Origin of the sequence: Acidovorax sp., assembly GCF_034519795.1 — a bacterium.
GTDB lineage: Bacteria > Pseudomonadota > Gammaproteobacteria > Burkholderiales > Burkholderiaceae_C > Acidovorax.
In genome coordinates, this window is sequence record NZ_JAXHOB010000023.1 from 1 (window position 1) to 12895 (window position 12895).

At 68.4% G+C, this 12895-nt stretch carries 11 protein-coding genes; 7 read left to right on the top strand and 4 right to left on the bottom strand.

Going from position 1 to position 12895, the window contains the following annotated elements; translation table 11 throughout:
* The first annotated feature begins 261 nt into the window (after nucleotides 1-261).
* Entirely contained in the window at nucleotides 262-954 is a 693-nt protein-coding gene (locus U5N23_RS26300; protein ID WP_322595665.1) for a type IV pili methyl-accepting chemotaxis transducer N-terminal domain-containing protein, read from the top strand.
* A 4-nt stretch (nucleotides 955-958) separates the two neighbouring features.
* On the opposite strand, the gene U5N23_RS26305 is transcribed toward U5N23_RS26300, so the two are convergent.
* Together U5N23_RS26305 and U5N23_RS26310 are read right to left on the bottom strand one after the other, a co-directional pair.
* Complete coding sequence (locus tag U5N23_RS26305; RefSeq protein ID WP_322595666.1) at nucleotides 959-1327, bottom strand: nuclear transport factor 2 family protein; 369 nt, start codon at nucleotides 1325-1327, stop codon at nucleotides 959-961.
* A 65-nt stretch (nucleotides 1328-1392) separates the two neighbouring features.
* A complete protein-coding gene (locus U5N23_RS26310; RefSeq protein WP_322595667.1) occupies nucleotides 1393-1896 on the bottom strand; it encodes an acyl-CoA thioesterase in 504 nt (167 codons plus the stop codon).
* A gap of 124 nt (nucleotides 1897-2020) precedes the next feature.
* Here U5N23_RS26310 and U5N23_RS26315 point away from each other — a divergent pair, with 124 nt between their 5' ends.
* The 5 genes from U5N23_RS26315 to U5N23_RS26335 all read left to right on the top strand — a co-directional run bounded on the left by U5N23_RS26315 (nucleotide 2021) and on the right by U5N23_RS26335 (nucleotide 10059).
* On the top strand, nucleotides 2021-3154 hold the full coding sequence (locus tag U5N23_RS26315) for a sterol desaturase family protein (protein WP_322595668.1): 1134 nt from the start codon (nucleotides 2021-2023) through the stop codon (nucleotides 3152-3154).
* Between the two features lie 410 nt (nucleotides 3155-3564).
* A complete protein-coding gene (locus U5N23_RS26320; RefSeq protein ID WP_322595669.1) occupies nucleotides 3565-5748 on the top strand; it encodes a TonB-dependent siderophore receptor in 2184 nt (727 codons plus the stop codon).
* A 225-nt stretch (nucleotides 5749-5973) separates the two neighbouring features.
* Nucleotides 5974-6486 carry a sigma-70 family RNA polymerase sigma factor gene (locus U5N23_RS26325; protein WP_322595670.1) on the top strand — a complete coding sequence of 171 codons (513 nt, stop codon included), beginning with the start codon at nucleotides 5974-5976 and terminating at the stop codon, nucleotides 6484-6486.
* Nucleotides 6483-7502, top strand: coding sequence for a FecR domain-containing protein (locus U5N23_RS26330; protein WP_322595671.1), 1020 nt, complete (start codon nucleotides 6483-6485; stop codon nucleotides 7500-7502). The genes U5N23_RS26325 and U5N23_RS26330 overlap by 4 nt, the downstream gene beginning before the upstream one ends.
* Nucleotides 7503-7611: 109 nt before the next feature.
* Nucleotides 7612-10059, top strand: a complete 2448-nt coding sequence (locus U5N23_RS26335; protein ID WP_322595672.1) for a TonB-dependent receptor — start codon at nucleotides 7612-7614, stop codon at nucleotides 10057-10059.
* Between the two features lie 105 nt (nucleotides 10060-10164).
* Here U5N23_RS26335 and U5N23_RS26340 read toward each other — a convergent pair whose 3' ends face one another.
* A complete protein-coding gene (locus tag U5N23_RS26340; protein ID WP_322595673.1) occupies nucleotides 10165-10644 on the bottom strand; it encodes a DUF4124 domain-containing protein in 480 nt (159 codons plus the stop codon).
* A 59-nt stretch (nucleotides 10645-10703) separates the two neighbouring features.
* Here U5N23_RS26340 and U5N23_RS26345 point away from each other — a divergent pair, with 59 nt between their 5' ends.
* Complete coding sequence (locus U5N23_RS26345; protein ID WP_322595674.1) at nucleotides 10704-11948, top strand: NAD(P)/FAD-dependent oxidoreductase; 1245 nt, start codon at nucleotides 10704-10706, stop codon at nucleotides 11946-11948.
* Here U5N23_RS26345 and U5N23_RS26350 read toward each other — a convergent pair.
* Nucleotides 11942-12664 (bottom strand): helix-turn-helix transcriptional regulator, encoded by a 723-nt coding sequence (locus U5N23_RS26350; RefSeq protein ID WP_322595675.1) that lies wholly within the window; start codon nucleotides 12662-12664, stop codon nucleotides 11942-11944. The genes U5N23_RS26345 and U5N23_RS26350 overlap by 7 nt on opposite strands.
* Nucleotides 12665-12895 lie beyond the last annotated feature (231 nt).

Consider the following 12895-nt stretch of genomic DNA (forward strand, 5'->3'; position numbering starts at 1 on the left):
AGGGCATTGCCGCAGCAGCCGTGCCACAGCCGGCGAGCCAACTGCGCTTCGCCTGATCGCGCGGGCCCCTATCGCCCGCCCGTTTCGCCAGCCCCTTTTTTCCCGCCCAGCAGGCCCTGCGATCCCATCGCCGGACCTGTTTTTTTGCCTGCGCGCCGCCGGTGGTGTGCACGCTCCAGGGGCAGGCCAACAGGCATGCACTGGCCCAGGTATTGCTAGTTGTATCCCAACAAACCGATGGCAACCACACAGGATCACACCATGGCAGCCTACCCCCTCTCCGCCCGCAGCAACCACGCCAACCTGCCCGCCCCCACCACCCCCGCGCCGCGCGATGGCGAGATGTCGCTGGTCAACCTGGCGGCACGCCAGCGCATGCTGTCGCAGCGCATGGTGCTGCAGACCGTGCTGGCCACGCGCGGCAGCGACCTGCATCTGAAGGCGGCACGCAGCTCGCTCGCGCTGTTCAGCGAAAGCCACGCCAGGCTGGTGGACACGCCGCGCCACCTCGATGCGGCGATGGGCGAGCGCATCCGCACCACCTACCAGGGCCCTGTCGGCGTGGGCCCCACCATCGATGCCTTCATGCAGCAGGTGGAGCGCACGCTGGAGCTGGCCGAGCGGCAGAGCCCCCGTGTGGAAGAAGCCCTGGCGCGCCTGGTCGAGATCACCGATGGCGCACTCGATGCGCTGAACACGGCCACCACGGCCTTCGACCAGCTGGGCAAGGCCAAGTCCGAGACGCTGATGAAGGAGCTGGCGGGCATCGTCGCCTCGATACAGACCGTGGCGCGCGAGGCCAAGGTGGTGAGCTTCAATGCCCAGGTGATGGCTGCGCGCGCCGGCCAGCATGGCCGCGAGTTCGCGGTGGTGGCCAACGTGCTCTCGGGCATCACCAACGAGATCGACGGGCTGTCGCTGCAGGCCGTGTCGCTGGCCGGGCGCAACCGCTGAACGATCAGACGTTGGTGAAGCCGCCCGCTGGCGCGGGATGGGGAATCGACCAGCCGAAGTAGACCTCCACCTCCACGATGCGCTCGCCGCGCACCGTGACGACCTCGGTGTTGCGAAAGCGCCCGCCGCCCTGGCGCGTGCCCTCGTAGGTGACGAACACGACATGGCCCTGCTGCACCAGGTGGATGAACTGGAAACCGCTGATGCCCTCGCTGTTGGGCCAGCAGCGCGCGAAATAGGTCGCCCGGTCGATGCGGTTGTCGAGCGGGCTCGAGAAATGGAAATCCTCGTCGATCAGTGCCTCAAGGGCCTCGCGGTCCTTGCGGACATAGGCCTCGTAGCTGGCGCGCACGATGGCGGTGGCATCGGTCATGGTGGGGCGGCCTTTGCAAAGCAAGCAGCCTACGCCCACCCGCGCCGGGGCCTGTTAAAACATGTTCACGCGGCCAGAGGGGCCGGCACGGGTGCCGAGCGGGCCTGCTCGAAGCGAGCCGCCAGTTCCTTGCGCAGCGTCTTGCGCATCACGGCGGCATCCCAGCGGCGGCGCTCTTCGGTGGTGGAGGGCGACAACGCAGGCACCGGCACGGGCTTGCGCGCCTCGTCCACCGCCACCATGGTGAAAAAGCAGCTGTTCACATGCCGCACCACCTGCGAGCGGATGTCCTCGGCCACCACCTTGATGCCGATCTCCATCGACGAGGAGCCGGTGTAGTTGACGCTGGCCAGGAAGGTCACGAGCTCGCCCACGTGGATGGGCTGCAGGAACATCACCTGGTCCACGCTGAGCGTGACCACATAGCAGGCCGAATAGCGGCTGGCGCAGGAGTAGGCCACCTGGTCGAGCAGCTTGAGGATGGCGCCGCCGTGGACGTTGCCGGAAAAATTGGCCATGTCCGGGGACATGAGCACGGTCATGCTCAGCTGGTGCGAGGGGATGTTCATGGGCCCCGATTTTACGTGCGATGGCGGTTACACAAGGATGCACAAGGCCCCGCTACACTCGCGTCACATAAAGCCAACACCAGCCTGGGCACCACGCCACGGCCAGGCGCAGAGGGGTAAGAACATGCTCGAAATCGACAAGCTCAATGAATTCACCGAAAGCCATGGTGCGCTGCGCACCGGCCGCGGGCTGGTATCGGGGGTGATCGCGCTCACGCTGGCCATCCTGTGCTTTCTGGGCGTGCTGGCCTTCCACTTCCCCGAGTACCTGACCACGCCGCAACTGCGCAAGAGCTACGACGTGAACGTGATCCGCTACATCATGCTCGCGGCCATGGCCGTGGCGGGCGGCATCTCGCTGGTCAACATCCTGTTCAACCGCTCGCGCTGGCTGGCCACCTTCGCCTTCGCCATCGTGGCGCTGGCCGCCTTTCTGGGCGGCCACAAGGTGGAGGTGGATCCGAACTTCCCCGACAACACGCCCTACATCGGCCTCGATTGGTTCATCCTCGACCTGCTGGGCAGCTCGCTGATCTTCATCTTCATCGAGAAGCTGTTCGCGCTGCGCAAGGACCAGCCGATCTTCCGCGAAGAATGGCAGACCGACTTCCACCACTTCATCGTGAACCACATGGTGGTGGGCTTCGTGCTGCTGGCGACCAACCTCATCGTGCACAAGTTCTTCGGCTGGGCCGCGAGCGACGGCATCCGCGGCTGGGTGCAGGGCCTGAACTTCTGGGTGGCGCTGTTCCTCATCGTGCTGGTGGCCGACCTGGTGCAGTACTGGACGCACCGCGCCTACCACGAGGTGCCCGTGCTGTGGCGCCTGCACGCCGTGCACCACAGCGTGAAAAGCATGGACTGGATGGCCGGCTCGCGCCAGCACATCCTGGAGCTGTTGATCACGCGCACGCTGGTGCTGGCACCGATCTACGTGCTGGGCTTTTCCAAGGAAGTGATCGACGCCTACATCGTCGTCGTGGGCTTCCAGGCCGTGTTCAACCATGCCAACGTGAGCGTGCGCCTGGGGCCGCTGCGCTACGTGCTGGTCACGCCCAACTTCCACCACTGGCACCACAGCCAGGACCAGGAGGCGCTGGACAAGAACTATGCGGCGCACTTCGCCTTCCTCGACTACCTGTTCGGCACCGCCGTGAAGAGCACCAGGCTGTGGCCCGAGAAGTACGGCGTGCTCGGCGACTACGTGCCTAACGGCTTCGTCAAGCAGTTCAAGTTTCCGTTCACCTGGAAGGGCTGAGCGAGCTGCCGCAGAAGGCCCCTGCGCTTACAAATGAGGCGCAAACGCAACGCGCCTGCCCCGTGAAACACGGTTTTTGGCCACCACAATCAAGAATGATTGTCATTTAAAAGTTACAATTGGAGCCATAAACCAGCCACGCCGTGCGCCCCTCGTTGTTGCAGCGCTGCCAGCCAGTTACCTGCTTTCAACAACCGGAGCCTGTTCAATGCCTTTTTGAAGCCGCACAAGTCCCTTTTCGGGATGGGATGCAAGGCGCGGTGCGCAGCCGATAGCCCGTGCTATCGGCAAGCGCCGCAACGCCGCAGACCGCCCGAAAAGGCTCTTGCCCGAAGGGTTGGAGTGAAATCGGGCGATTGCACTCCAACGCGGCTGCAAGAAGACATTGAACAGGCTCCAAGGAGTGCTCCATGTCTGTTTCCCGTAGGCAGCCCGTCTGCCGTCTGCACCCACTGGCTCTGGCCACCATCGCCACGGTCCTGGCCGGCGCGGCCCAGGCCCAGGACGCCGCCCCTGCGGCCTCCACCGACCAGATCACCGCCCCCAAGGCGCTGGACAGCGTCACCGTGTCGGGCTCGCGCGAAAGCGCCTCCACCCGGCTGCAGCTGACGGCGCGCGAGACGCCGCAGTCCACCACCACGGTGACGCGCGAGCAGATCGAGCGCCAGTCGCTGACCAGCATCGATTCGGTGCTGCGCAACGTGAACGGCGTGGCCGTGAGCTTCTACGACACGCAGCGCCCGCTGTACTACGCACGCGGCTTTCAGATCACCGACTTCCAGATCGATGGCCTGCCCTCGTACAGCAGCAGCACCAACCAGGAGTTCGACACCGCGCTGTACGAGCGCGTGGAAGTCGTGCGCGGCGCCAACGGCATCCTGACCGGCGTGGGCGTGCCCTCGGCCACGATCAACATGATACGCAAGCGCCCGCAGCGCCAGTTCGCGGCCTCGGTCGCGCTGACCGCCGGCTCGTGGAACCTGTACCGCGGCGAGCTCGACATCAACGCCCCGCTGAACAGCGACGGCAGCGTGCGCAGCCGCCTGGTGGTCGCGCCACAGAAGAAGGACAGCTTCCGCGACCGCTACTCCGAAGACAAGACTGCCCTGCTCGCCGCCATCGAGGCCGACCTGGGCCGCTCCACCGTGGTGGCCCTGGGCTACCAGCGGCAGTCCAACGACCCCAAGGCGCCGATCTGGGGCACCATCCCGCGCTTCGCCACCGATGGCTCGCCCATCGACCTGCCGATCTCCACCAGCTTCTCGCCGCCATGGACGCGCTGGGAGCGCACCTCGGGCACGGTGTACGCCACGCTGGAACACCAGCTCAATGACGACTGGAGCGTGAAGGCCGCCTTGAACCACACCGAGGGCGACACCTTCAGCCTGCGCACCTACGGCTACGGGAGGACCACCTCGCTGGCGCCCTTCATCAACCCCACCACGGGCGCCGGCGCCACGCTGTATGCGGCCGTGGGCGGCGGCAGCGAAAAGCAGGACACGGTGGATGCCTACCTGTCGGGCAAGCTCGATCTCGGCGGCCGCAAGCACGACCTGATGGTGGGCGTGAGCTCCACGCGCATCGCCACGCGCACCGACGGCTACAGCTCGGTGGCCAACTGGAGCTACGTGGTCCCGAACATCTACACCTGGGACGGCAGTGCGCCCGAGCCCGTGGTCTCCAAGACCGGTGCCTGGCGCACGCAGATCACACAGCAGACGGGCCTGTTCGCCTCGGCGCGCTGGCGCCTGGCCGAGCCGCTGTCGCTGCTGACGGGCCTGCGCCTGACCGACTGGCACCGCCACACCGATGGCTACGGCACCACCGGCACCTACACCGGCAAGAGCGCCGTGCAGGACGAGAACCGCAAGCTCACCCCTTACATCGGCGCGGTGTACGACATCACGCCCACGCTGTCGGCCTATGCCAGCTACACGCGCATCTTCAACCCGCAGAACTACAAGGACCGCAACAACAACCCGTTGTCGCCGGTCATCGGCAGCAATGCCGAAGCCGGCCTCAAGGCCGAGTTGCTGGACCGCCGCATCCAGGCGCACTTCGCGGTGTTCCAGACCAAGCAGGACAACTATGGCGTGCGCGATGGCGCCATCACCACGCCGCTGCCCGATGGCACGCTGCCCTACGTGGCGGTCAATGGCACCAAGTCGACCGGCTTCGAGCTGGAGTTCTCGGGCATGGCCACCAGGCAATGGCGCGTGAGCGCAGGCCTGACGCGCGCCAGGGTCACGCGCGCCCCCACCGACCTGATCTACGCCAACCTGCCCGACTACCTGCTGCAGCTGGGCACGGACTACCAGCTGTCGGGCGCGCTCGCTCCCCTGTCGGTGGGCGGCAACCTGACCTGGCAGAGCGCGGTCGAAGGCTTCAACATCCCGCACCCCACCGGTACCGTGACGGTCAAGCAGTCGCCCACGGCCGTGCTCAACCTGCGTGCCTCGTGGCAGTTCAACCCCAAGCTCAGCGCCACCCTGGCCGTCAACAACGTGACGAACAAGAAGTACTGGGCCAACCTGGACTATGGCAACTACAGCGACCCACGCAACGTCAGCCTGACGCTGCGCGCTGCATTTTGATTCGGTACATCCCCCTGAGGCGCTGCGCGCCTTCACCCCTTCTCTCGAATGGCTGCGCCATTCGGGAAGGGGGACACCGCCAGCGCGGCGGGGCGGCCCTTGCGCGGTGGTCCTGGCTTTTAGGCAGCGCGCTCTCAACGGGCCGCGGGAAACTGAGCCATACCGCCGCAAGATGCGGCAGTCCAGACCGACTGCGGCATCCCGTTGCTTGATGGCTGCACTGCGATGAACCCACCTTCCGCCCACCCCGCCGGCCGCTGGTACACCAGCCACCATGCGTGGCTGGTGGCCTGGCTGCAGCGCAAGATGGGGTGCCCGCACGGTGCCGCCGATCTGGCGCAGGACACCTTCGTGCGCGTGCTCGCCGCGCGCGAAATCGAGCAGGTGGCCGAGCCGCGCGCCTTTCTGACCACGCTGGCCAAGCGGGTGCTGTTCAGCCACTGGCGCCGGCGCGAGCTGGAGCAGGCCTATCTGCAGGCGCTGGCTGAGTCGCCGCAGGCCACGGCTCCGTCGCCGGAGGAGCTGGCGGTGCTACACGAGGCCCTGCAGGCCATCGACCAGCGCCTGAACGGCCTGCCTGCCAAGGTCAAGCAGGCCTTTCTGCTGCACCGGCTCGATGGGCTGACGCATGTGCAGATCGCCCGCGAGATGGGCATCTCGGTGGCCAGTGTGGAGCGCTACATGAAGCAGGCCTACCTGCACTGCTGCCGGCAGGATACCGGCGTCGGCCAGCCATGAGCAGCACCCTTTCTGGAGTGGACCAGGACGCCCTTGCCGCCGCCGTGGACTGGCAGGTGCGGCTGACCTCCGGCAGCGCCGGCGCAGGCGAGCACGCAGATTTTGCGCGCTGGCTGTCGACCGATGCGCGCCACCAGGCCGCATGGCAACGTGTACAGGGCGTGCTTGCAGAGCCCGTGGGGCAGATCCACCACATCGACCAGCGCCACCCGGGCCAGTTGCCGGCCGTGCGCCGCAGCCTGACCGCAGCGGCAGCGCCGGCCTCGCGCCAGCGCAGGGGCATTGTGGGCGGATCGGCCCTGATGCTGCTCGCCAGCGTGGGCGCCGGGACCCTCGCCCACCGCAGCCAGCCGCTGGGCGGGCTGCTGGCCGACCTGCACACCGGTACCGGCGAGACACGCCACACCCTGCTGCCCGATGGCAGCGGACTGGACCTGAACGCCCGCAGCGCGGCCGATGTGCACTTTGACCACGGCCGCCGCCTGGTGCGGCTGCGCGCAGGCGAGCTGCTGGTGCAGGTGGCCCGCGATGCCCTTGCCGATCCGGCTGCAGGCCTGCCGGCGCGCCCCTTCGTCGTGCAAACCCGGCATGGCACGGCGCAGGCCCTGGGCACCCGCTACCTGGTGCGCCAGGAAGCGGATCGCAGCCTGGTGGTGGTGCTGGAGCACAGCGTGGCCCTGCAGACCGGCGATGGCGCGCAGCGCACGCTGCGCGAAGGCCAGGCGGCCTGGATGGATGGCCAGCGCATCGAGATGGCGCAGCAGCGCATGGCCCACCGGGCCAGTTGGGCCGAAGGCGTGCTGGATGTGCGCGACGAGCCGCTGGGCGATGTGGTCGCTGCCCTGCGCCCCTGGCGCAAGGGGTTGGTGCGCATCAGCCCGGCGGCTGCCCGGCTCCGGGTCTTTGGCGTTTTCCACCTGAACGACACCGGGCAGGCGCTGCAGGCCCTGGTGGACACCCAGCCCATCACCGTCACCCACTACGGGCCGATGCTGACCTTGATCGACCTGCAGTAGCAAACCGCCTGCCGCCAATTTATTGCTCGCCAGGTGAGGGGTTTTGCGGGGTTCGTTCGACAAGCAGACAGCAGCCCTTGTCCAACGTTCAGTACAGGAACACCCTCCCATGCCCAGCCCCTCCTTTCGCCCCCGCCTGCTCGTGGCGGCCTTGACCGCTGCCTTCTGCGGCGCCAGCTTTGCGCAAACCCTGCCCACCCCCGGCGACACGCTGGTGGCCCAGGCCGGTGCCGTGCAGAACTGGGACCTGCCCGCCGGCCCCCTGGACGACACCCTGGCCCGCATCGCCCGCCAGGGCGGCAGGATCCTCACCGCCGACCCCGCGCTGCTGCGCGACAAGACCGCTCCTGCCGTGCGCGGCAGCTTTGCGGTGGAAGAAGCCGCGCAGCGTGCGCTCGCCGGGTCGGGCCTGGCGCTGGTGCGCCTGGGCAGCGACACCTTGACCGTGCGCCCTGCAGCGCCGCCGGCACCGGTACCGGTACCGGCGGCCCAGGCACCCGCCGCGGCGGAGCGCAGCCTGGCGACCGTGACGGTCGAGGGCTCGCGCGACCCCAACCAGCTGTACCAGCCCTTTGCAGGCGGCCAGGTCGCCAAGGGCGCACGCCTGGGAGCCCTGGGCAACACCGCCCTGCTCGATGCGCCCTTCGCCATCAGCGGCTACACCGAGCAGGCCGCGCGCGACGCGCAGGCGCGGCGCCTGATCGACGTGCTGGCTGCGGACCCGGCCGTGCGCACCACCAACTCCGAGAGCAACGCCGTGGACGTGTTCTTCCTGCGCGGCCTGCCCATGCTGAGCCAGGACATCTCGTTCAACGAGACCTTCGCGGTGGTGGACACGCGGCGCATCGCGGTGGAGCAATTCGAGCGCATCGAAGTGCTCAAGGGCCCGAGCGCGCTGCTCAACGGCATCGGCCCGAACAGCACCACCACGGGCGGCACCATCAACCTCGTGCCCAAGCGCGGCACCGATGTGCCGCTGACCCGGCTGACCCTGTCCGCCTCCTCCCACGGCCAGGCCGGCGCACACCTGGACGCGGGGCGCCGCTTCGGCCCCGACAACCAGTGGGGCGTGCGCGTCAACGCCGCCACGCGCGGCGGTGGCTCCACCGGCGTGCCGAATGAAAAGGTGGGCATCGACCACCTGTCGGCCGCGCTGGATTTCGCGGGCGAGAAGCTGCGCGCCAGCCTGGACGTGGCACAGAACCAGCGCCAGTTCGACGGGTTTCCGCAGTTCCACCGCTTCAACGAAGGCTTTGCCCTGCCCGCCCCGCCCTCGACGGCGCAGGCCATCAGCCAGCCCTGGGACCGCAGCGACACCCGGAGCTCTTCGGTGGTCTCGCGGGTGGAGTACGACATCACCCCCGACTCCACCGTGTTCGGCGTGCTCGGCGGGGTGGACTACGAGGAATCGAACGTCAACGCCGGCAGCACGCGCATCACCACGGCCAGCGGCAACTTCACCGCCCAGCCCAGCATCTTCCAGACCAACTCGGCCCTGCGTTCGGGCGAACTGGGCTGGCGCATGCGCTTTGCCACCGGCCCGGTCAAGCACCGGGTGGTGGTCGGCTATTCGCGCTTCACGGGCGACGGCTCCAGTCTGAGCCAGACCATGGGCAGTGCGTTCACCAGCAACCTCTACAACCCGGTCTTCATCGCCCAGCCCGCGCTGCCCACGGGCGGGCGCCTGGCGCGCTACCAGGACACCGCCTCCGACAGCCTGGCCGTGGTGGACTCCATGCACCTGCTGGACGAGCGCCTGCACCTGATCGCCGGCGTGCGCTACCAGAAGCTGGACATCGGTGAATTCGCCGGCGGCGTGGAGCAGCGCCGCTACGAGCAGACGGCCACCGCCCCGTCGCTGGCCGCCAGCTACAAGCTGGCGCCGACCTTCTCGGTGTATGCCAACTATGCCGAAGGCCTGTCGCAAGGGCCCGTGGCGGGTGGCAGCACCGCCAATGCAGGCAAGGTGTTCCCCCCGTTCAAGGGCAAGCAGATCGAAGCCGGCGTGAAGTACGACGGCGGCTCCTTCGGTGCCAGCGCGTCCCTGTTCCAGATCCGCCAGCCGGTGTCCTTCGTCAACGGGGCCAACTTCCTCGTGGTCGATGGCGAGCAGCGCAACCGCGGCCTGGAGCTGTCACTCTACGGCGAAGTGGCCAGGAACCTGCGCCTGAACGCCGGCCTGGCGCTGTCCGATGCCGTGCAGTCGAAAACCTTGAACGGCGCCAACGATGGCAAGAAGGCCATCGGCATCCCCGACCACACGCTGGTGCTGCAGGGCGAGTGGGACATCGCCGCCCTGCCGGGCCTGACCGCGACCGGTCGCCTCACCAGGGTGTCGCGCCAGATCGCCAGCGCCAACAACGCGCAGAGCATCCCGGGCTTTGACAGCTACGACCTGGGCCTGCGCTACAGCACCCGCCTCGCCGGGCGTCCCACGGTGTTCCGCCTGACCGTGGAAAACGTGGCGGACTCCTCCCATTGGCTCGCGGTGCGTACCGGCTTCCTGACGCGCAGCACGCCAAGGACCGCGCTGTTCTCGGTCAGCACGGAGTTTTGACGCAGCTGCGCGCCCTGGCTTCTTTGTGCACGGCCACGCTTGCAAGCCCGCTGGCGACAGAGGTCCGAACATGTTGTTCCAGGAGCACGCCGCTGTCGCTCAGGCCTACGGGGCGCCAAGCTCTTCTTCCAGCACTTTCAGTTGCTTGCGCAGGTCCTCGCTGCGGGCCTCGCACGCGGCTTTGCCCTGGCCGGCTGCGGCCGCCCGCTCCTGCGCGAACTGGGTGCCCGATGCCAGGGTGCTGCGCAGCGGGCCTGCGGTGGCCACGGCCTCCAGGGGTTGCGCTGCACATTCCTTCTGGTTGCGCTCCAGGGCCATGCGCGCCTGGGGAACGCCCTGGTTCTGCAGGTAGTTCTTGCGCTGCCAGGTGGGGCCGAACGCCCCCTCCCTGGCGGTGGAGGGCGGGGGCGGGATCGGCGTGGCACCCTCCAGGGCGGGGCGCACCTCGATCTTCTCGCCCTGGCCCGGGCAGGACGCGTCCTGGAAGGACACCTTGCCATCGGCATCCGTGCACTTGTTGATGGCCCAGGCCGGGGCCAGAAAGCCCAGCGCCAGGGTGCCGACGGCGTAGCGGATCATGGTCATGGGAGCAGTCCTCGCGGGATGGATGGCCCATGTTAGTCCCCCTACAATCCGCGGCATCCATGACCATCCCTTTCTTTGACGCCATCATCATCGGCGCCGGCGCAGCCGGCCTGTTCTGCGCGGGCCAGGCGGGCCAGCGCGGCCTCAAGGTCCTGCTGATCGACCATGCCGAGAAGGTGGCCGAAAAGATCCGCATCTCGGGCGGTGGGCGCTGCAACTTCACCAACCGCGACCTCGATCCAGCCGCGCCGCACAAGCATTTCGTGGGGCAGAACCCGCAGTTCTGCCGCTCGGCCCTGTCGCGCTACACGCCGCAGGATTTCATCGCGCTGGTGGACAAGCACGGCATCCCCCACCACGAAAAGCACAAGGGACAGCTGTTTGCCGACCGCTCGGCCGAGGACCTCATCGCCATGCTGCTGGCCGAGTGCGCCGAGGGCGGCGTCACGCACTGGCAGCCCTGCGGCGCCAAGAAGATCGCCTTTGACGCCGGCGGCACCGATGGCCAGGGCAGCTACCTGGTGGACACCGACCGCGGCCCCGTGCAGGCACGCAGCCTGGTGGTGGCCACCGGCGGGCTGTCGATCCCCAAGATCGGCGCCACCGACTTTGGCTACCGGCTGGCGCGGCAGTTCGACGTTCCGCTCATCGAGCAGCGCCCGGGCCTGGTGCCGATGACCTTCGACGGGGACGCCTGGGCGCCCTATGCGCAGCTCTCGGGCCTGGCGCTGCCGGTGCAGATCAGCACCGGTGCCAAGAAGGCGCGCATGGTGTTCGACGAAGACCTGCTGTTCACGCACCGCGGCCTGTCGGGCCCGGCGGTGCTGCAGATATCGAGCTACTGGCAGGAGGGCACGCCCCTGGCCATCGACCTCGCGCCCACGGTGGACCTGCCCGCTGCACTGGCGCAGGCCAAGCTGCGCTCGCGCAAGCTCATCGCCAATGAGTTGGCCACCCTGGTGCCGAGCCGTTTGGCCGACGCCTGGGCCCAGCGCGAGGCAGACTGGCAGCGCCCCATCGCCGAAGCGTCCGACAAGGCGCTGGCGCGCCTGGCCGAACAACTGGCGCGCTGGGAACTCACCCCCACCGGCACCGAGGGCTACAAGAAGGCCGAAGTGACGCTGGGCGGCGTGGACACGCGCGTGCTCTCGCAGCAGACCATGGAATGCAAGACCCAGCCGGGCCTGTACTTCATCGGCGAGGTGGTGGACGTCACGGGCTGGCTGGGCGGCTACAACTTCCAGTGGGCCTGGGCCAGTGCCCATGCCTGTGCTGGAGCGCTGCCCGCCAGCACAGCTCACTGATCGGCCACTTGGCCCCAGCGCGCATGGCCTAGCCAGTTGCGCAGCGCCACGGCACCGCCGGGGGTGATCTCCAGCGCCCGGGTATCGCTGCGGCGCAGCAGCCAGCCCTGGTCCAGGCAGTGGCTGCAGATCACGGCACCCAGGCGGCCGGCCACATGCATGCGCCGTTCACTCCAATCCAGGCAGGGGCGGCAATGGGGCCGCTTGCCGCCTGCGCCGGGGTCCGCCGCCGCATCGATGCCCAGGCGCTGCAGCACCGGCGCCGCCCGCGCCGTGACATGGCCGCCCGCATCGCCGTCGAAGGCCAGGGCGCCCTCGTCCAGCAGGTGCTCGGTAATGGCCACGCCCAGGCGGCCGGCAATGTGGTCGTAGCAGGTGCGCGCGGTGCGCAGGGCGGCATCGCGCGGGCCCACCACCACGCGCCTGGGCTCCGGGGCCGGCTGCTGCACGGCCAGCTGCATCAGGCCTTCGAGCACGCGCGCCACGTCGGCCGAGGCCAGGCGGTGGTAGCGGTGGCGGCCCTGGCGTTCCAGCCGCAGCAGGCCGGCCTCGACCAGCAAGGCCAGGTGCCGGCTGGCCGTCTGGGCGGTGATGTGGCCGGCATCGGCCAGCTCGCGCGCGGTGAGCGCGCGCCCGTCCATCAGCGCCACCAGCATGGCCGTGCGCGCGGGCTCCCCCACGAGGCCGGCGATGTGGGCGATCTGGTTGGTGTTCATGCCCACAGTGTGCACCGCGTGAGGTCGGGAACACTTCGCATGCCGACGAAGTGAGTCCACCTGCCGAAGGCCCCGGAGAATCGCTCAGGGAATGCTGACCAGCTCGCCGAAGCGCGAATCGCCCAGCGCCGGGCGGCTGGCGTGCTGCTGCACCCACTCCTGCAATTGCGCCACGGGCAGCGGCCGGGTGAAGTGAAAGCCCTGCAGCTCCTCGCAGTCGAGCGCATCGAG